This is a genomic window from Pseudocolwellia agarivorans (assembly GCF_002000085.1).
Classification (GTDB): Bacteria; Pseudomonadota; Gammaproteobacteria; order Enterobacterales; family Alteromonadaceae; genus Pseudocolwellia; species Pseudocolwellia agarivorans.
In genome coordinates, this window is sequence record NZ_MUZU01000013.1 from 1 (window position 1) to 18,743 (window position 18,743).

The following is an 18,743-nucleotide window of genomic DNA, read 5'->3' on the forward strand; positions in this document are numbered from 1 at the left end:
ACGCAGTAGCGCCGATGGTAGTGTGGGAGTTCCCATGTGAGAGTAGGACATTGCTAGGCTTCTCATTCAAAGAAAAGGCTATCCTAACGGATAGCCTTTTTTTGTGGGTGAAGGGAAAGTATAACTAAGTTGAATCAGATATAAACCGTAGCTTTTAAGACGCTTTGTTCTGAATTCTATTATTTTATTGTTTCTTTTAATGTGAATGTTAAACAGATCAAGTTGGCTAACATTGCGTTTGGTATTACATAATAACTGATGAAAATAATTATTTAGATAATCTAACCTTATTAATACTTCAATAGGCGTTATAATCTCATTGAGATCGAAGGCTATTAAATTATTAAAGAGAAAACGTATGAACTGGCAAGCAACATTAAGCTGGGAAGATGCTAAAAAGAAAGCTCTAATTTTAAATAAAATTCGCTTATTTTTTAGTGAACTTGATGTTATAGAAGTTGAGACGCCTGTGTTAGGTCGATCTACAGTTACTGATATACACTTGGAAGCTTTTCAAACAAAATTTGATTTTTTTTCTCATAGTGATTTGAATAATTCCGATAGCTTATATTTACAAACTTCTCCAGAGTACTGTATGAAAAGATTGTTAGCATCAGGTTATCAGTCTATATATCAGATTTCTAAAGCGTTTAGACATGAGTGTAAAGGCCGTCATCATAACCCTGAGTTTACTATGCTTGAATGGTATCGCTTAGGCTTTGAGCAAGAGGATTTGATGAATGAGGTAGCATCTCTGTTAAAAGAAATTTTGTTTTGTAATGAGCCAATAATAGTAACTTATCAAGATATATTCATCGATAAGGTTGGTTTAGATCCATTAAATACTAATTGTACAGAGCTAAAACAACTTATTTATGATGAAGGGAAAATGAGTGAATGGCTGTTTAATGAAAAAAGCTGTGATGTTTTATTACAGTTTATTATGTCTGAACTGATTGAGCCTCTAATAGGTCACAATGAACCTATTTTTATTTATAACTTCCCAATATCGCAAGCTTCTTTAGCGCGTAAAAATAAAGTTGATGAAAGAGTTGCAGAACGTTTTGAATGTTACTTTAAGGGATTAGAGTTAGTTAATGGTTTTACTGAGCTTACCGATCCTGTTGAACAGTTAAATAGGTTTAATAAAGATAATATTTATAGGAATCAGCAGGGAATGCAGGAAAAAACGATCGATTGTAATTTTATTGAAGCTTTAAGATCTGGTTTACCAAACTGTTCAGGTGTTGCTTTAGGCGTAGATCGATTGTTGATGTTGGCTTTAAATAAAACATCAATAGATGAAGTTATTACTTTTAGTATCAATAGAGCGTAATTAGGTAATGTTATAACATCTCAATTGTGATATTATCTCATTGTTAATGATATTTTGATTGGGTGATTAAAAAATGTTAGATCGAATAGGTATAACTGCTACAAGTTTATGTGCATTGCATTGCATTTTACTCCCGGTATTACTGCCTGCTTTGCCCTTGCTAGGTTTAAGCTTTTTAGCTGATCATACATGGGAACATATTTTTTTAATTATGACTGCTATTCTCGGCTCATTTGCCTTATTTTCAGGCTTTAAGAAGTATCATAAGCGTCTTTATCCTTTTTATTTATTGTTTCTAGGCGTAGCGATTTATTGGATAAAACATGACTTTTCTGAAGAATTACAGCCTTACTTTATTATATTAGGGGCTTCTTTGATTGTTGCAGCGCATGTTATTAACCTTAAATTATGTAATAGCTGTAAACAATGCGCTGATGAGGAATGTCATTCTTAGATAAAAATAATATTAATTAAGATCTAAATCTTTTAGTTTTCTCGTTAATGTATTTCGTCCCCAACCTAATTTTTTTGATGCTTCTTGTTTATGTCCTTGAGTAAATTGAAGCGCACGTTCAAGTGCTATTTTTTCAAACTCAGGTAATGCTGTATCTAAAATATTAGCATTACCTTCTTTCAATTGTTCATCTATCCATAAACTAAATGCATGTTGCCAGCTAGAAGAAACGGTATTTGAAGCGTCCTTTTTATGGCTTAACTCATCAGGTAAGTCTTCAACTAGTATTTCTTGACCACTTGCCATTACGGTTAAAAATCGGCATAAGTTCTCTAATTGCCTAACATTACCCGGCCAATCACAACGTTTAAGAAATAGCTCTGCATCCTTATGTAAGGATTTTGGATCTACACTTAATTCGTTTGCTGCTTGCTGTAAAAAATGAGAAGCAAGCTGTGCAATGTCTTCTTTTCTTTCTCTTAAACTTGGGAGGTGTATTCTGATGACATTCAATCTGTGAAATAAATCTTCACGAAATTCATTTTTGGCGACTTGGTCTTCTAAATTTTGATGAGTTGCTGCAATAATTCTTACATCTACCTGTATAGGGGAATGACCACCTACGCGATAAAACTGACCATCCGCTAATACTCTTAATAAACGAGTTTGAATATCTAGTGGCATATCGCCAATTTCATCCAAGAATAGTGTGCCATTATGAGCTTGCTCAAACCGTCCTTGTCTAATGGAGTTAGCACCAGTGAAAGCGCCTTTTTCGTGTCCGAATAATTCTGACTCAATTAAATCTTTTGGTATTGCGGCCATGTTAAGGGGTATAAAGGGGCCTTTTGATCTAGGGCTATGTGTATGTAAAGCATGTGCTACTAGCTCTTTACCTGTTCCTGACTCCCCATTAATAAGTACACTAATACTTGAGCGGGATAATCGGCCAATAGCTCTAAATACTTCTTGCATTGAAGGTGCTTCGCCAATGATTCCTACTGATAAAACAGAAGAATCTTTTGGGTTGTTTTTGGCATTTTGTTCTCGAGCGTGGGTTAATGCTCGCTTACTTAATGAAATAGCTTCATCAATATCAAAGGGTTTAGGAAGGTACTCAAATGCTCCACCTTGGTAAGCATTAACGGCACTATCTAAATCAGAATGTGCTGTCATTATTATCACAGGGATATTAGGATGATCAGCATTTATTTGGCTTAATAGTTCCATACCGTTAATACCTGGCATTTTAATATCAGAGATGATAATTTCAGGTTGTGAATGGTCGAGTGCAGTTAGTAAGTCTTTTGCATTATCAAAAGAAGCAGCTGATAAATTTGCTTTATTAAAGGCCTTTTCTAATACCCACCGTATTGAACTATCATCATCTACAATCCAAATTTGTTCAGTGTTCATTGTTCGTTTTCTCCGTGAATGGGTAGTAAAATAGTAAATTCAGTTTTGCCAGGTTGGCTAGTACAAAGTAATTTACCTTGGTGTTGATGAATAAGAGTTTGGCATATAGATAATCCAAGGCCAGTACCATCATTTCTACCTGATACCATAGGATAAAAAAGAGTATCTTGTATATTGTCTGGTATGCCTGGACCATCATCTATAATACTTATTTGGACGCCTAGCTTTATGCGTTTACCATTAATAATTTGATTACTAGCCACCCTCGTTTTAAGTAAAATAGTGTTGTTGCCTTCTATGGCCTGTATCGCATTATTAACAATATTAAGAATAGCTTGTTGTATTTTATCTTCATCAAATTCAATATCAGGTATTGACGGATCGTAGTCTCTGTAGACTTTGATCCCCTTAGGATTATTAAAGTTAACAAGTTGATTAACTTTTTCTAAAACAACATGAATATTTTGTTTGGTAATTTTGGGTAATTGGTTTGGTCCTAGGAGCCTATCGACTAAATTGGTTAGCCTATCTGCCTGTTCGATAATCATCGCAGTATATTCTTGTTGTTCACCACTTAAATCATTATCAAGTAGTTGAGCGGCCCCTCTTAAACCTCCAAGAGGATTTTTAATTTCATGTGCAAGACCACGGATAAGATCTCTCGCTGACTCCCACTGCTGTTGTTGAAATGCTTCAGCACTGATTTGTTTTTGCTGATCAATTTGCTTAAATTCTAATAATATATGAGGGTTGTTATTGAACTCGATTGATGAAGCTGTTAATTCTATGGTTATTTGTGAATGATCTATAAATTCAAGTGTAACATCACAATCATTAAATTCTTGACCTGATGATAATAGCTGAATAAAACGTTCTTTTTTTATAGAAGTACTTCTAAATACATCTTCTATTGATTGGTTATATAAGGTATTGAGGCTTTTTACCAAAATAGCTTCTGCAGCAGGATTTAAATATTGAATTACGAGATGTTCATCAAGGAGCATTACAGCTGTAACCATATGGGTAGGTAACACTTGCTGAAAGTTTTTTTTATTTTGCTGTATTTTAAAAAGATTACTTAACATTTAAACCAACTCTGAATGCACTTTAATGGTGCGTTGCTATCGCCAGTCTGTCTGTATTAAAGCAATTTCACTTCATAAAGAGCTTATTTAGCTTTAATTGCTGACGCGCGGTGCATATAAAAGGTAACTGATTTAGATGATGCAATAATCTTGCCTTTTGCGTTTAAAAGATTGAGTTTTATTTGATGTTCCCCACGCTCAATATCTCGCAATGCAAACATTGAGTGTGTTTGAGGCGCTTTATAAGGCATACCGTCAATAATTAACTGTATGGTGAGTCCTTGTTTAAAAACGGGTTTTATTCTTCCTGATACATGCACAGAGCCGGTATTGTCTCTGATCGTTGAGTTACTTGTCGGTCTAACAATCTCAACTTCAAATTTATCGTCAAGTTTTTTAGGTTTAATATCAAGAATTGAGGTGTTTATTGAAGGTGAAATATTTTGATTCTCAGTATTTATTTCTATTTCTTCAGCGCCAGGTTTTGGGCTATCAGAAAATACTAATACACCTGTTTCATCTCGCCAAACGTATACCTTTGCCGATGTTGCGTATACGGGAGTAAGCAATGATAAAACTAACAGGAAAAAAACAAATACTTTTAAAATATGCAATGAGTGACGTCCAATTTCTAAATACTTACATAATCTAGCAAAATATCAGATTATTACCACAAAAAAAGCCCACATAAGCGGGCTTTTTAATTAATTAGTTTAAAAAACTAATTAAACACTGTAGTACATATCAAACTCAACTGGGTGAGTTGTCATGTTTAATAAAGAAACTTCTTCACGTTTTAATCCGATGTAAGCATTAATCATGTCGATATCCATAACGCCACCAGCGGTTAAGAATTCATTATCAGCTTCAAGAGCGTCTAATGCATCACCTAAAGAAGTTGCAACTTGTGGAATTGCTGCTGCTTCTTCTGCTGGTAGGTCGTATAGATCTTTATCCATAGCATCACCAGGGTGAATTTTGTTTTTGATACCGTCAAGGCCAGCCATTAATAAAGCAGAAAATGCTAAGTAAGGGTTAGCTGCTGGATCTGGGAAGCGAGCTTCAATACGTACCGCTTTTGGAGAAGGTACAATTGGAATACGGATAGAAGCTGAACGGTTACGTGCAGAGTAAGCAAGCATAACTGGTGCTTCAAAATGAGGAACTAAACGCTTGTACGAGTTAGTCGAAGGGTTAGTAAATGCATTAAGTGCTTTAGCATGCTTGATAATACCACCAATGTAGTAGATAGCTAGTTCAGATAATCCGCCGTATTTATCACCAGAGAATAAGTTAACACCATCTTTAGCTAAAGATTGATGAACATGCATACCAGAACCGTTATCACCTACTAATGGCTTAGGCATAAATGTAGCTGTTTTACCGTAAGCGTGAGCTACGTTATGAACAACATATTTGTAAATTTGTACTTCATCAGCTTTTTTAACTAACGTATTAAAACGACAAGCAATTTCGTTTTGACCAGCTGTAGCTACTTCATGGTGATGTGCTTCAACAACTAAGCCCATATCTTCCATAACTAAACACATAGCTGAACGAATATCTTGTGATGAATCTACTGGAGATACTGGGAAGTAACCGCCTTTAACACCAGGACGGTGTCCCATGTTACCTTCTTCATATTCAGTACCTGAGTTCCATGCTGCTTCTTTATCATCTATTTTGTAGAATGAACCGCTCATATCTGTACTGAAACGAACATCGTCAAAAAGGAAGAATTCAGGTTCTGGACCAATTAAAACAGTATCAGCAATACCTGTAGAGCGCATGTACTCTTCAGCGCGATGTGCTACTGAACGAGGATCACGGCTATAACCTTGCATTGTTGCTGGTTCTAAGATGTCACAACGGATGTTTAATGTTGGAGTTTCTGTAAATGGGTCAAGAACTGCTGATTCAGCGTCAGGCATCATAACCATGTCTGATTCATTAATACCTTTCCAGCCTTGGATAGATGAGCCATCGAACATTTTTCCATCTTCAAAAAAGTCAGCATCTACTTGATGATGAGGGATAGAAACATGTTGTTCTTTACCTTTTGAATCGGTAAAACGTAAATCAACGAATTTAACATCGTTTTCTTTGATTAAATCTAAAACTGCTTGTGACATTGATAGTCTCCAGAGATATATGTTTTTGTGAAAATTATAAATACAGTATATTTATTTTTTAGAACTGTAGCTAAAATCATGCCAAATTTAAGTCTTTGATATGTAATGATTTGAGAGTATCTAAAATTTATTTTCGCACCATTTTGGTGTTGTTGTTGCTCTTTTTTGGTGCATGAACTTATGCCTACTCAAGAGAACGGATAAACATTAGCATAATGTGATTATTTATTCGAGAAATAGAAAATTATATTTCATGTTATTCGACTATATTTATGTTCCTCTCTGCTGTATAATTCGCGCCCAATTATAGCCTATTGAGCAAAGAAGCCTGTGTTAGAGAAATTACGTAATGTTGCGATCATCGCCCACGTTGACCATGGTAAAACTACCCTAGTCGATAAATTATTAAGTCAATCAGGTACGTTAGACGCAAGAAGCGGTCTAGAAGAACGTACGATGGACTCAAACGATATCGAAAAAGAACGCGGTATCACCATATTAGCGAAGAATACAGCAATTAACTGGGGAGAATACCGAGTAAATATCGTTGATACTCCTGGCCATGCTGATTTCGGCGGTGAAGTTGAACGTGTTATGTCAATGGTTGATTCTGTGCTTCTTATTGTAGACGCGCAAGAAGGTCCAATGCCACAAACGCGTTTTGTAACTAAAAAAGCGTTTGCTCAAGGTTTAAAACCAATTGTTGTTATTAACAAAATTGATAAGCCTGGTGCTCGCCCTGAATGGGTTATGGATCAAGTTTTTGATTTATTTGATAACCTAGGTGCAACTGACGATCAATTAGATTTTAAAGTTGTTTATGCTTCAGCAATTAACGGTTGGTCTTCTTTAGAAGAAGATGTTGTTGGCGAAGATATGACTCCTTTATTCCAAACAATTGTTGACGAAGTACCTGCTCCAAATGCTGATGCAGATGGTGCATTCCAAATGCAAATCTCACAACTTGATTACAGCTCTTATTTGGGTGTTATCGGTGTTGGTCGTATTACTCGTGGTTCTGTTAAGCCTAATCAACAAGTTACTGTTGAAGGTGCTAACGGTAAATTACATAACGGCAAAGTAGGTAAAGTTTTTGGTTACTTAGGTTTAGAGCGTCATGAAAGTGAAATAGCTCATGCTGGTGATATCATTGCGATTACTGGTTTAGGCGAACTTAAAATTTCAGACACCATTTGTTGTCCAAATGAAGTCGTTGCATTACCACCGTTATCTGTTGATGAACCTACTATCAACATGACATTCCAAGTAAACACTTCACCATTCTGTGGTCAAGAAGGTAAGTTTGTTACTTCACGTAATATTAAAGAGCGTTTAGATAAAGAACTTATTCATAACGTTGCTTTACGTGTTGAACAATTAGATGATGCTGATAAATTTAAAGTATCAGGCCGTGGTGAACTTCATTTAGGCATATTAATTGAAAACATGCGTCGTGAAGGTTATGAATTAGCTGTTTCACGTCCTGAAGTAATTATCCGTGAAGTTGATGGTAAATTAGAAGAACCATACGAATCAGTAACTATTGATGTTGAAGAACAGCATCAAGGTCCTATCATGGAGAAGATGGGTGTTCGTAAAGCAGAATTAACAGATATGGCACCAGATGGTAAAGGTCGTATTCGTATGGACTTTATTATGCCAAGTCGTGGTTTAATTGGTTTCCAAACAGAATTTATGACATTAACGTCTGGTTCTGGTTTGATTTACCATACATTCCTAGAATATGGACCTCATAAAGGTGGCGAAATTGGTCAGCGTTTGAACGGTGTAATTATCGCTAACGCTACTGGTAAAGCATTAACGAATGCATTATTTAACTTGCAGTCTCGCGGACGTTTATTTATCGGTCATGGTGTTGATGTTTATGAAGGTCAAATCATTGGTATTCATAGCCGTGATAATGACCTAACAGTTAATGCGTTAAAAGGTAAGCAATTAACTAACGTTCGTTCTTCAGGTACAGATGAAGCGCAAACATTAACACCACCAATTATCATGTCTTTAGAGCAAGCTTTAGAGTTTATTGATAATGACGAACTTGTTGAAGTAACACCTGATAGCATTCGTATACGTAAGAAGTTCTTGAAAGAGAATGAGCGTAAACGTGAAGGTCGCTCTGCTAAATAGTTTGTAAAAAAGATTTATTTCGTAAGCCATCGTTATAAGCGATGGCTTTTTTTTGTCTTTTTATTAGGGCATTCCATCATCCCTACAGGTTGAAAAATAATGATATGTTTTTTTGAGTAAGTGATCACAACCAAATTTGTAAGACATTTCTCAAAATAATGTAAGACGGTTAATTATATTTATAATTTTTTATTTATAACTCTATGTTTATAATATTTTTCTTTAAATAGATTAATTTAATTCATCTATTAACTGTTGGAGTTACTGCTCTGTACGGTATTTTTAATACTGGCTGAAACCATAAATGGTACTACACTTATTATTAACTTTTATAAGCTTTAATAGTGTGGGAGTTAATAAGATGAAAAAATTAGAAATGACGAGATTGAATTTACTTTTTGAAAAAATGGTGTCGAATAAAACAAATATTAAAGAGCAAAAAGAGTTAACAAAGTTATATCAAACGTATATTGATGAAGATAGAGAAGTACTAAATAATGTGACGCCTATTCATACGCAAAAACATGCGGGGTAATATTGGCTTAAAGATTCTAAAACGAAAATTTAAGCCTCTTTTTTACTAAAACAACATCTAATCAGAAGATTTATATCTTGCCGCATCAATAACTGCCCATAAATGCATAATAGGTCCCAATATCCAGCCAATAAGTATGATTGTTGTTGCCCAAGCCGCTGTAGTAAATACAAAAAATAAGATGGCTGCTAATATTCTGCCTTGTACTAATTGCCCCAACCCTGGGATGAATATATTACAAATAGCAGCTAAAACATTACCGCCCGAACCTTGATCTGACATAATTAAACCTCGTTAAATTGATAATATTGACTCACTAAAATTATAACTATTTATACAGAAAAGTCGTTTATCTTTCTTTGTATTTACAGCTCGCCACACATTAAAACTTACAGGCTGGTTATAATTTCGTTTCGTGTTACTAAGAATCAGTCTATCATACTATCATTGATGCACTTTTTAAAAATCGAATTGTGGAAATATGAATTTTTACGAAAAAGTAAGAAATTACGCACATTGGCAAACAATCGCAAAATTCGCTATTTACCTATTTAAAAGAGTGAAATATGAACAAATACACGTTGTTGCTGGTTATTTGTCTTATGTTACTTTAATGTCGTTAGTACCGCTTATGGTGGTTATGTTATCTATTATGACAGCCTTTCCTATATTTTCAGATATTAAGGAAGTTGTAGAAGGGGTTATTTATAATAATTTCGTTCCTACATCTGGCGATGTTGTTCAACATCATCTCACTGGGTTTGTCGATAATGCTTCTAAAATGTCGGCTATTGCTGTCTCCTTTCTTTTCTTATTTGCTTTACTCCTTATTTCTGCAATAGATAAAACCTTTAATAAAATATGGAGTGTGAATAAACCGAGAAGAATTGTCACTTCTTTCTCAATGTACTGGATGGTTTTAACTTTAGGACCTATTCTCGCAGGGGGGAGCATTGTAGTTACCTCGTACATTGCTTCGCTAGTGTCTTTAGGTGATTATGATATATACGGGGTTGCTAATATCTTTTTAAGGTTATTACCTTTACTGGCTTCAGCAGGCGGATTCTTAGTTTTGTATATGGTTGTTCCCAATAAAGCGGTTGTTTTTAAGTACGCTCTTTCTGGGGCTATAACCGCTGCTATTTTATTTGAATTTGCTAAAAAAGGTTTTGCATTTTACGTTACACAGCTACCTTCATATCAAGCTATTTACGGAGCTTTAGGTACTATCCCAATTTTATTTTTATGGGTATATCTTTCTTGGTTAGTTACCTTGGTAGGTGCTGTTTTAACAGTGTCTTTGCAAGACTTTAGTGATGAGCAAACGGAAGAAAATCATAAATAACGTGAGGTGAATTATGTCTAGAACGCTTTTCCCTAAAATAACAAGTTATAAACAAGAATGGTTCGATGTAGGAGATGATCATCAACTGTACCTAGAGCAGTCTGGTAACCTTGATGGTATACCTGTGCTTTATTTACATGGTGGTCCAGGTGGTGGAACGAGTGAAAATCATCGACGTTATTTTGATCCGAATCTTTATCGTATTATCTTGTTTGATCAAAGAGGTTGTGGGCAATCTAAACCAGCTCCAAGTATTAATGATAATAATACTCAAGCCTTGGTTAATGATATTGAAAAAATAAGGGAATATTTAAAAATAGATAAATGGCTTATTAGTGGAGGATCTTGGGGAACCACACTCGCTATGATTTACGGTATTGCTCATCCTGGAAAAATATTAGGCTTTATACTAAGAGGTATATTTTTGGGTACGCAAGCTGAATACGATTGGTTGTATAGACCCGAAGGTGCACAACGTTTTTTTCCTGAGTATTACGATGAATTTATTGAGCATATAACCGAAGACGAACAGTGTAATCCACTTGCTTATTATCATAAACAGCTTCATTCAGAAAATGAAATTGCAGCTATTTCAGCTAGTAAAGATTGGTATTTGTGGGAGTTAAGACTTTCAAGCTTAGAGCACCATCATATTGGTATGTTGCAGGTTGAAGATGCTCATCAAGCTCTATGTATGGCCAAAATATCAAGTCATTACTTTATTCAAAATGCTTTTATACCTGAGAATTTTATTTTGGATAACCTAGATAAAATTAAAGAAATTCCCGCAATTTTGATACATGGCCGATATGATATGGTTTGCCAATTATATATTGCTCAAAAAGTTGCAGAACAATGGGATAATGCACATCTTCATATTCTGCCTTGTGCTGGTCATAGTGGTTTTGAAAGACAAACTATAGATGCTTTTTGTAAAGCGACAGATACTATGGCTGAATTTTTAAATGAGAAAACAAAGTAAAACGTTTTATGATTGCATTATTACAAAGAGTGTCGCAAGCCAGCGTTACCGTAGACAATAAAGTTACGGGTGAAATAGGCAAAGGTTTATTAGTGTTTGTAGCGGTTGAGCCAACAGACTGCGAGGCAAAAGCAAAACGCCTAGCTGAAAGAGTTGCTGGTTATCGTGTTTTTGAAGATGAACAAGGTAAGATGAACCTTAACGTGAAACAAGCGGAAGGTGAAATACTTGTTGTTTCTCAGTTCACTTTAGCTGCTGATACAACAAGAGGTATGAGACCAAGCTTTACTAATGCTGCGCCTGCTGAAATTAGTAATGGCTTGTATGAAAGCTTTTGTGAAAACTTAAGACGTTTAGGATTTAAAGTACCTACAGGTATTTTTGGTGCTGATATGAAAGTGAGTTTATTAAACGATGGCCCTGTTACTTTTAGATTAACCTGCTAGCTATTTAATTACCTGAGTAGAGATGAATTAACATTCTATAAAAAATGAGTTCAATGAATGACAAAAAATAGTGTAGGTATTATTGGTTGTGGTTGGTTAGGTAAAGCATTAACAAGTGAATTAGTAAGTCAGCAGTATTCTGTTATTGTTTCTACTCAGCACAAAGAAAAGGTAGCGGCTTTATCAGAGTTGGGCGCCCAAGTTGAATGTTTTACTTTATCTAATATTAAACCAACAGAAGATGATTTTAAGTTATCTTTATTCCAACAGTCTTGTTTGATTATTGCTATACCTCCTATGATACGCCAAGGTAAAACAGATTATCCCGATAAAATAAAACATATTGTCCAACTTGCGCAAACGGGTAATGTTCAACAACTTATCATGATTAGTTCTACCGCCATTTATAATGGTTTAACTGGTAATGTAGATGAAAATTCGAAGTTAGATCTATCTACAAAAAAAACAGAGATTATCCATCAAGCTGAACAACAGGCTTTGGGGTTTCAAGGTGATACCATTATTCTAAGATTTTCAGGTTTAGTCGGTCCAGATAGGCATCCAGGTAAATTTTTAAAAGGTGGTAGAAAATTATCAGACCCTAACGCAACCACTAATCTTATTCACCAGAAAGATGCCGTAGGTTTATTGCTTGGGTTAATTGCCCAACCTCATCATACTAATATTTATAATGCTTCAAGTAACACACATGTTTATAAACGTGATTATTATGAAAAGGCGGCTCAAACTATAGGTTATCCTAAGCCTGAGTTTTTAGAGTTAGAGATAAAAAAAAATAACTCACATGAGTTAAGTAAAAAAATTATTTCGAGTAAAATAAGGCAAAAGCTAAATTACACTTTTCAATATGATGATTTATTAATGTGGTTAGAAAGTCATTAGTGAATTATTTATGATAAAATTTTATTACAGTAAAAACTGAAATATAAATTCAAGAATCTTCCATTAACCTACAGTATTTAAATAACTTATGACATGGTTTAAAAACAAAACGTTTTATTTGTTTGTTGTGCTATTAACACACGTTTCTTTGCTCGATCTTTTTTTTGTAACGAACAAAGGACCTGTTTTTTTAGTAGATAAAAACCTAGAAATGAAAACGATTGTTACTCATTTTATTATTATTTTTGTCAGTGTTGGTTTTTATATTCTGCTTAATGCGGGTATGAATCGTTATCGAAAAACGAATACTAAAGTGAGCGATTTTACATGGGTAATATGGTCGGTAGTACTTATATTAGGTATTGGTTTTATATTGATTTAGTGAGTTAACTTTAAGTTATACTAAACAACATTTAAATAGCACACTACGATGACAAATAGGCGCTACTTAAATGTTAAGCACTATAAACTAGGCAATAACCCTGCAGGCATAAATTGATTAAGAAGAGCACTACATACAATAGCAGAGGCTTTTTCAATATCTGGTGAAAAGTGTCTGTCTTTATCATAAAAACTTACTTGATCACGTAAGATCTGTTTAGCTTGTTCGATGATTAGTGAGCCTTTTAATGGGCTTCTGTAATCTAAACCTTGAGCAGATGCTAAATATTCAATAGCTAATACGCCATTAGTGTTTTCGCTCATTTCTGCCAAGCGTCTGCCAGCAAATGTTGCCATAGAAACATGATCTTCCTGATTCGCAGAAGTCGGTAAACTGTCTACCGAAGCAGGATGCGCTAATGATTTATTTTCAGAAGCTAAAGCAGCAGAAGTTACTTGAGCAATCATGAAGCCCGAGTTTAAGCCACCGTTATCCACTAAAAATGGCGGTAAATTACTTAAGTGAGAATCAATAAGCAGTGCCATACGTCTTTCAGAAAGCGAACCTATTTCAGCAATAGCTAAAGCTAAGTTATCTGCGGCCATAGCCACAGGTTCAGCATGAAAATTACCAGCAGAAATAAAATCACCTTCGTTAGCAAATACTAAAGGATTGTCAGTAACGCCATTAGCTTCAATATGTAAAACTTCAGCTGCTTGTCTTATTTGTGTTAAACATGCGCCCATTACTTGAGGCTGGCAACGAAGCGAGTAAGGATCTTGTACTTTGTCACACTTTTCATGTGATGAGCCAATTTCAGAGTTTTTACCTAATACATGTCGATAGGCTTTGGCGACATCAATTTGGCCTTTCTGTCCGCGTACAATATGCACTCGTTCATCAAAAGGCGCTCTGCTACCTAAAGCAGCTTCAACAGACATCGAACCAATAACAACTGCTGCTGAGAATAAGTCTTCTGATAAAAATAAACCTTCAAGGGCAAATGCTGTAGAGGCTTGTGTGCCGTTAAGTAATGCTAATCCTTCTTTTGCCGCTAAGGTAATAGGTTGTAAACCTGCTATTGCTAGAGCCTCTTTGGCTGGTAGTATCTTATTGTTGTAAGTCATCTCACCTTCACCTAGTAAAGGTAAAACCATATGAGATAAGGGGGCTAAATCACCAGATGCGCCAACAGAACCTTTTTTCGGTACACATGGGTAAACTTTCTTATTTAAGAGTGTAATTAAGGTTTGAATGACTTCTAAACGAATACCTGAAAAACCACGAGATAATGAATTGATTTTTAATACCATCATTAATCTCACCGTCGACTCGTCCATGTTTTTCCCAAAACCCGCAGAATGAGACAAGACAATAGAGCGTTGTAGTAATTCTAATTCATTATTTTTAATACGAGTGCTGGCGAGTAAACCAAAACCTGTGTTTATTCCGTATACCACTCTGTTTTCTTTAATAACTTGTTGAACAGCTTCTGCACTTTTATTGATGTTCTCAAAAGCGTTTTCATTGAGTGTGAAATGATCATAGCCATTACGTTGTACTTTACGTAATTGCTGTAGAGTCAGTTTCCCTGGAGATATGTTTAATGTGCTTACTTGTGTCATGGTTATCTCCTAAGCTTGTTTGGTGTTATTTGTATTGTTAGTGATCATAGGTAAGTTTAAACCTTGTCCTTTAGCGCAGCTTTGCGCTATTTCATATCCAGCATCAGCATGTCGCATAACACCTGTTGCAGGATCATTCCAAAGTACGCGGCTTAAACGTTTCTTAGCTGCCTCGGTTCCATCAGCAACAATAACCACACCTGAATGTTGACTAAAGCCCATACCTACACCACCACCATGATGCAAACTTACCCAAGTTGCACCGCCTGAAGTTGAAAGTAATGCGTTCAGTAACGGCCAATCAGATACCGCATCTGAACCATCTTTCATACTTTCTGTTTCACGATTAGGTGAAGCAACAGAGCCTGAATCTAAATGGTCTCTACCAATAACAACCGGAGCAGACAATTCGCCCGAAGCAACCATGTCGTTAAAAGCTACGGCTAAACGAGATCGATCTTTTAAGCCAACCCAACAAATACGCGCTGGTAATCCTTGAAATTCAATGCGCTCGCGTGCCATATCTAACCAGTTATGTAGATGTGGGTTATCAGGAATAAGTTCTTTAACTTTAGCGTCTGTTTTATAAATGTCTTCCGGGTCGCCAGACAATGCGACCCAACGGAAAGGCCCAATACCTTCACAAAATAATGGACGCACATAAGCTGGAACAAAACCTGGAAAATCAAAGGCATTGGTAACACCTTCTTCAAAAGCCATTTGGCGAATGTTGTTACCATAATCGGTTGTTGCCGCACCTGCCTTTTGTAAATCAAGCATAGCTTGTACTTGTATCGCCATGGATTTTTTTGCCGCTTTTACGACGTTAGCTTCGTTTTCTTTTCTACCCTCAACAGCTTCTTCCATCGTCCAACCTTGAGGTAAGTAACCATTAAGGGGATCATGAGCAGAAGTTTGATCGGTTACTACATCTGGCGTAATGCCACGTTTCACTAATTCAGGAAATACATCAGCGGCGTTACCAAGTAAGCCTACAGAAACAGCTTCGCCTTTTGATGTGGCTGCATTAATCATTGCTAAAGCTTCATCTAAAGACGTAGCTTTTTTATCAAGGTAGCGTGTTTTTAATCTGAAATCGATGCGTGATTCGTCACACTCAACAACTAATGCTGAAAAACCTGCCATAGTTGCTGCTAAAGGCTGAGCACCACCCATACCACCTAAACCGCCTGTAAGTACCCACTTACCTTTAGTGCTACCGCCAAAATGTTGTTTTGCCATAGCGACAAAGGTTTCGTAAGTACCCTGAACAATACCTTGCGATCCAATGTAGATCCAAGAGCCTGCTGTCATTTGGCCATACATCATCAAGCCTTTCTTATCTAACTCATTGAAGTGTTCCCACGTTGCCCAATGAGGCACTAAGTTAGAGTTAGCAATAAGTACGCGTGGTGCATCTTCGTGAGTGGTAAAAACGCCAACAGGTTTACCTGATTGAATAAGTAGAGTTTCGCATGCTTCAAGTTTTTCAAGGGTTTCAACTATTTTGTCAAAACATTCCCAATCTCTTGCTGCTCGACCAATACCGCCATAAACCACGAGTAACTGAGGATGTTCAGCAACTTCAGCATCAAGGTTGTTCATTAACATGCGCTTAGCCGCTTCAGTTAACCAGCTTTTAGTCGTGATTGTTGTGCCTCTGTCGGCTTTAATTATCCGGCTAGTATCAATGCGCTTATCATTTGTATTATTTTCAATGGTATTCATTATTATGTCCTACTCAAAAATTTAAAAAACTAAGCGACTACCTAAGCGATACTTATCACCCGGCGACGTTAATATGGCTAAACTGACTACACCAGCGCTAGACCATGTTCTACGCTTTACTTGTAAACAAGGTTTTGTATTAGGCATATTTAATAGAGCTGCTACTTTTTGTTCGGCAAGTATTGCTTCTATTTCATGTGTTGCTTCTGTTAGTGGGGCTTCTAGGGTTAAGTATTCATGTGGTGTTATGTTATTAAAATTTTGTTTTATGTATTCAGGTACCAGTGAAGCATTAACATAGCGTTGCTCTAATTGAATGGGTTGCTGATTTTCAAAATGGAGTACTTCTGAAAAATAAACGATATCAGTTTCTTTTACATTTAATAAAATAGCGAGTTCATTGGTTACGGTGGCTTTTTCTAGGGTAATTGTTTCAGCGCTGTATTGATGTCCTCGTTCAAAAATTTCGTCTGCTATGTTTCTGATCTCTAATATTGAAGATTGAGATTTGAATGTAGCGACAAAAGTTCCAGCACCTTGCGAACGAACAAGTAGGCCTTGTTCTGTTAATTCTTGTAAGGCTCTTCTGGCGGTCATGCGGCTTACAGAAAACTGCTCAGCTAATTCATTTTCTGATGGTACTTTTTTGTTTTGTTCCCACGCGCCTGATTCAATCTGTTGGCAGATATGTTTTTTTATTACCGTAAATTTTGCGGCTGATTTAGGTGTTTTTTTGATGGTTTTAGTTTTCATATCGGTCCAAATTTTAATTTAACCAGAGTTATTCTTGTATATACAATCTCATTTTATTTGTAAAAAATCAACACTTGTATATACAAGTGTTGAACCTTTAATTTTTATCAAGTAAAGTGAGTGTTACTAATTGAATGCCGTGAGTAATAAAATGCAAAAAAAACAAACTGAAACACCTAATAGAGAAAATTGGGAAACACTTTGGATTAATGCAAATATTGCTACTATGGCTGAAGGTAATGTAGATTACGGCACTATTTTTAATGGTGCACTTGCTGTTTCAAAAGGAAAAATAGTGTGGCTTGGTACTATGGACGAGTTAGCTATTATAAATTATTCATCAAGGCAAATACTTGACGGTAAAGGTAAATGGTTAACGCCCGGTTTAATTGATTGCCATACTCATATTATTTATGGAGGTAATAGAGCCAACGAATTCGAAATGAGGCTGCAAGGTAAAACCTATGAAGAAATCGCTTTTGCTGGCGGTGGTATTTTATCTACCGTTGCTGCAACAAGAAGCGCGTCAGAGCAAGAGTTATTAGCAGATGCAAAATATAGATTAATGGCATTACATAAAGAAGGTGTTACTACTGTAGAGGTCAAATCTGGATATGGTTTAAACTTAGAAACAGAAATAAAAATGCTTAAAGTCGCGCATTTATTAGAAAAAGAACTTCCAGTAACTGTTGAAAAAACATTTTTAGGCGCTCATGCAATTCCAATAGAATTTCAAAATAATTCACATGGATACATAAATGAAGTTTGCAACAACATGCTACCGAGAATTTCTGAGTTGGGATTGGCTGACGCTGTTGATGTGTTTTGTGAAAATATAGGTTTTACCTTAGACGAAACTAAACAGGTACTTGAAGCCGCCAACAAATTTAACTTACCTGTAAAAATACATGCAGAACAACTTTCTAATATGAAAGGAGCTGAACTCGCTTCAAAATATCATGCGTTATCGGCAGATCATCTAGAACACCTTTGTGAAGAGGGGATTAAAGCAATGTGTAATGCGAATATGACCGCTGTATTATTACCTGGCGCCTATTATTTTTTACGAGAAACTCAATTACCCCCAATTGAACTTTTAAGACATTATCAAGTACCTATCGCAATAGCGACAGATTCCAACCCCGGCTCTTCACCTATAACGTCTATACAGTTGATGCTAAACATGGCTTGTACCTTATTTAAATTAACACCGTGTGAGGCTTTAGCAGGTGTCACTGTTAATGCTGCTAAAGCGCTTGGTCTTTCAGATACAAAAGGGAAAATAGCAATAGGTTACGATGCCGATATTGCTTGTTGGAATATCGAACAACCCGCACAACTTGCTTATCAGTTTGGTGTAAACCCACTAACAGCATTAATGAAGGCAGGTAAAGTTGTAATTTAAGCCTGTACAAATGAGTCGCTAAGTTTTAATCTAATTATTGGTCATCAGGTGTTGGCTTATCAACCATA

At 35.9% G+C, this 18,743-nt stretch carries 18 protein-coding genes; 10 read left to right on the plus strand and 8 right to left on the minus strand.

All coding sequences use genetic code 11. The features are described from left to right. Positions 1-358: 358 nt before the first annotated feature. A complete protein-coding gene (gene epmA, locus B0X80_RS16935; RefSeq protein WP_077342454.1) occupies positions 359-1,336 on the plus strand; it encodes an elongation factor P--(R)-beta-lysine ligase in 978 nt (325 codons plus the stop codon). A 73-nt stretch (positions 1,337-1,409) separates the two neighbouring features. Next, complete coding sequence (locus B0X80_RS16940; protein WP_077342456.1) at positions 1,410-1,790, plus strand: MerC domain-containing protein; 381 nt, start codon at positions 1,410-1,412, stop codon at positions 1,788-1,790. Positions 1,791-1,802: 12 nt separating this feature from the next. Here the strand turns inward: B0X80_RS16940 and glnG are convergent, their stop codons facing one another. The 4 genes from glnG to glnA all read right to left on the minus strand — a co-directional run bounded on the left by glnG (position 1,803) and on the right by glnA (position 6,423). Continuing rightward, complete coding sequence (gene glnG, locus B0X80_RS16945; RefSeq protein ID WP_077342458.1) at positions 1,803-3,206, minus strand: nitrogen regulation protein NR(I); 1,404 nt, start codon at positions 3,204-3,206, stop codon at positions 1,803-1,805. After that, on the minus strand, positions 3,203-4,291 hold the full coding sequence (gene glnL, locus B0X80_RS16950; protein WP_077342460.1) for a nitrogen regulation protein NR(II): 1,089 nt from the start codon (positions 4,289-4,291) through the stop codon (positions 3,203-3,205). The genes glnG and glnL overlap by 4 nt, the downstream gene beginning before the upstream one ends. A gap of 83 nt (positions 4,292-4,374) precedes the next feature. Beyond that, a complete protein-coding gene (locus tag B0X80_RS16955) occupies positions 4,375-4,860 on the minus strand; it encodes a DUF4124 domain-containing protein (protein WP_245825484.1) in 486 nt (161 codons plus the stop codon). A 156-nt stretch (positions 4,861-5,016) separates the two neighbouring features. Continuing rightward, positions 5,017-6,423 carry a glutamate--ammonia ligase gene (glnA, locus tag B0X80_RS16960; protein WP_077342462.1) on the minus strand — a complete coding sequence of 469 codons (1,407 nt, stop codon included), beginning with the start codon at positions 6,421-6,423 and terminating at the stop codon, positions 5,017-5,019. A 330-nt stretch (positions 6,424-6,753) separates the two neighbouring features. On the opposite strand from glnA, the gene typA reads away from it, so the two are divergent. Further along, entirely contained in the window at positions 6,754-8,571 is a 1,818-nt protein-coding gene (typA, locus tag B0X80_RS16965; RefSeq protein WP_077342464.1) for a translational GTPase TypA, read from the plus strand. Between the two features lie 361 nt (positions 8,572-8,932). After that, positions 8,933-9,106, plus strand: a complete 174-nt coding sequence (locus tag B0X80_RS20475) for a hypothetical protein (protein WP_175623973.1) — start codon at positions 8,933-8,935, stop codon at positions 9,104-9,106. A 57-nt stretch (positions 9,107-9,163) separates the two neighbouring features. Here the strand turns inward: B0X80_RS20475 and B0X80_RS16970 are convergent, their stop codons facing one another. Further along, positions 9,164-9,388 carry a hypothetical protein gene (locus B0X80_RS16970; protein ID WP_077342466.1) on the minus strand — a complete coding sequence of 75 codons (225 nt, stop codon included), beginning with the start codon at positions 9,386-9,388 and terminating at the stop codon, positions 9,164-9,166. Between the two features lie 199 nt (positions 9,389-9,587). Here B0X80_RS16970 and B0X80_RS16975 point away from each other — a divergent pair, with 199 nt between their 5' ends. The 5 genes from B0X80_RS16975 to B0X80_RS16995 all read left to right on the plus strand — a co-directional run bounded on the left by B0X80_RS16975 (position 9,588) and on the right by B0X80_RS16995 (position 13,164). Beyond that, on the plus strand, positions 9,588-10,451 hold the full coding sequence (locus B0X80_RS16975) for a virulence factor BrkB family protein (protein ID WP_077342468.1): 864 nt from the start codon (positions 9,588-9,590) through the stop codon (positions 10,449-10,451). A 13-nt stretch (positions 10,452-10,464) separates the two neighbouring features. Continuing rightward, positions 10,465-11,433 carry a prolyl aminopeptidase gene (pip, locus tag B0X80_RS16980; RefSeq protein ID WP_077342470.1) on the plus strand — a complete coding sequence of 323 codons (969 nt, stop codon included), beginning with the start codon at positions 10,465-10,467 and terminating at the stop codon, positions 11,431-11,433. 8 nt (positions 11,434-11,441) lie between these two features. Continuing rightward, positions 11,442-11,879 carry a D-aminoacyl-tRNA deacylase gene (gene dtd, locus B0X80_RS16985; protein ID WP_077342472.1) on the plus strand — a complete coding sequence of 146 codons (438 nt, stop codon included), beginning with the start codon at positions 11,442-11,444 and terminating at the stop codon, positions 11,877-11,879. A gap of 57 nt (positions 11,880-11,936) precedes the next feature. Then, positions 11,937-12,782, plus strand: a complete 846-nt coding sequence (locus tag B0X80_RS16990; RefSeq protein WP_077342474.1) for an NAD(P)H-binding protein — start codon at positions 11,937-11,939, stop codon at positions 12,780-12,782. Positions 12,783-12,870: 88 nt separating this feature from the next. Next, positions 12,871-13,164, plus strand: a complete 294-nt coding sequence (locus tag B0X80_RS16995) for a hypothetical protein (RefSeq protein ID WP_077342476.1) — start codon at positions 12,871-12,873, stop codon at positions 13,162-13,164. An 80-nt stretch (positions 13,165-13,244) separates the two neighbouring features. On the opposite strand, the gene hutH is transcribed toward B0X80_RS16995, so the two are convergent. Genes hutH through hutC form a run of 3 tightly spaced genes read right to left on the minus strand, consistent with a single transcriptional unit; the run spans position 13,245 to position 17,270 of the window. Continuing rightward, a complete protein-coding gene (gene hutH / locus B0X80_RS17000; RefSeq protein ID WP_077342478.1) occupies positions 13,245-14,789 on the minus strand; it encodes a histidine ammonia-lyase in 1,545 nt (514 codons plus the stop codon). 9 nt (positions 14,790-14,798) lie between these two features. Further along, complete coding sequence (gene hutU / locus B0X80_RS17005) at positions 14,799-16,517, minus strand: urocanate hydratase (RefSeq protein WP_077342480.1); 1,719 nt, start codon at positions 16,515-16,517, stop codon at positions 14,799-14,801. A 21-nt stretch (positions 16,518-16,538) separates the two neighbouring features. Further along, entirely contained in the window at positions 16,539-17,270 is a 732-nt protein-coding gene (gene hutC, locus B0X80_RS17010) for a histidine utilization transcriptional repressor HutC (RefSeq protein WP_077342482.1), read from the minus strand. Positions 17,271-17,421: 151 nt separating this feature from the next. Between hutC and hutI the strand changes: the two genes are divergently transcribed. After that, positions 17,422-18,675, plus strand: a complete 1,254-nt coding sequence (gene hutI, locus B0X80_RS17015; RefSeq protein WP_077342484.1) for an imidazolonepropionase — start codon at positions 17,422-17,424, stop codon at positions 18,673-18,675. Positions 18,676-18,743 lie beyond the last annotated feature (68 nt).

Excerpts from the sequence above, each read along its gene's own strand:
- epmA (WP_077342454.1), top strand. The coding sequence starts at position 359 with ATGAACTGGCAAGCAACATTAAGCTGGGAAGATGCTAAAAAGAAAGCT.
- B0X80_RS16940 (WP_077342456.1), top strand. The coding sequence starts at position 1,410 with ATGTTAGATCGAATAGGTATAACTGCTACAAGTTTATGTGCATTGCAT.
- glnG (WP_077342458.1), bottom strand. The coding sequence starts at position 3,206 with ATGAACACTGAACAAATTTGGATTGTAGATGATGATAGTTCAATACGG.
- glnL (WP_077342460.1), bottom strand. The coding sequence starts at position 4,291 with ATGTTAAGTAATCTTTTTAAAATACAGCAAAATAAAAAAAACTTTCAG.
- glnA (WP_077342462.1), bottom strand. The coding sequence starts at position 6,423 with ATGTCACAAGCAGTTTTAGATTTAATCAAAGAAAACGATGTTAAATTC.
- B0X80_RS20475 (WP_175623973.1), top strand. The coding sequence starts at position 8,933 with ATGAAAAAATTAGAAATGACGAGATTGAATTTACTTTTTGAAAAAATG.
- B0X80_RS16970 (WP_077342466.1), bottom strand. The coding sequence starts at position 9,388 with ATGTCAGATCAAGGTTCGGGCGGTAATGTTTTAGCTGCTATTTGTAAT.
- B0X80_RS16975 (WP_077342468.1), top strand. The coding sequence starts at position 9,588 with ATGAATTTTTACGAAAAAGTAAGAAATTACGCACATTGGCAAACAATC.
- pip (WP_077342470.1), top strand. The coding sequence starts at position 10,465 with ATGTCTAGAACGCTTTTCCCTAAAATAACAAGTTATAAACAAGAATGG.
- dtd (WP_077342472.1), top strand. The coding sequence starts at position 11,442 with ATGATTGCATTATTACAAAGAGTGTCGCAAGCCAGCGTTACCGTAGAC.
- B0X80_RS16990 (WP_077342474.1), top strand. The coding sequence starts at position 11,937 with ATGACAAAAAATAGTGTAGGTATTATTGGTTGTGGTTGGTTAGGTAAA.
- B0X80_RS16995 (WP_077342476.1), top strand. The coding sequence starts at position 12,871 with ATGACATGGTTTAAAAACAAAACGTTTTATTTGTTTGTTGTGCTATTA.
- hutH (WP_077342478.1), bottom strand. The coding sequence starts at position 14,789 with ATGACACAAGTAAGCACATTAAACATATCTCCAGGGAAACTGACTCTA.
- hutU (WP_077342480.1), bottom strand. The coding sequence starts at position 16,517 with ATGAATACCATTGAAAATAATACAAATGATAAGCGCATTGATACTAGC.
- hutC (WP_077342482.1), bottom strand. The coding sequence starts at position 17,270 with ATGAAAACTAAAACCATCAAAAAAACACCTAAATCAGCCGCAAAATTT.
- hutI (WP_077342484.1), top strand. The coding sequence starts at position 17,422 with ATGCAAAAAAAACAAACTGAAACACCTAATAGAGAAAATTGGGAAACA.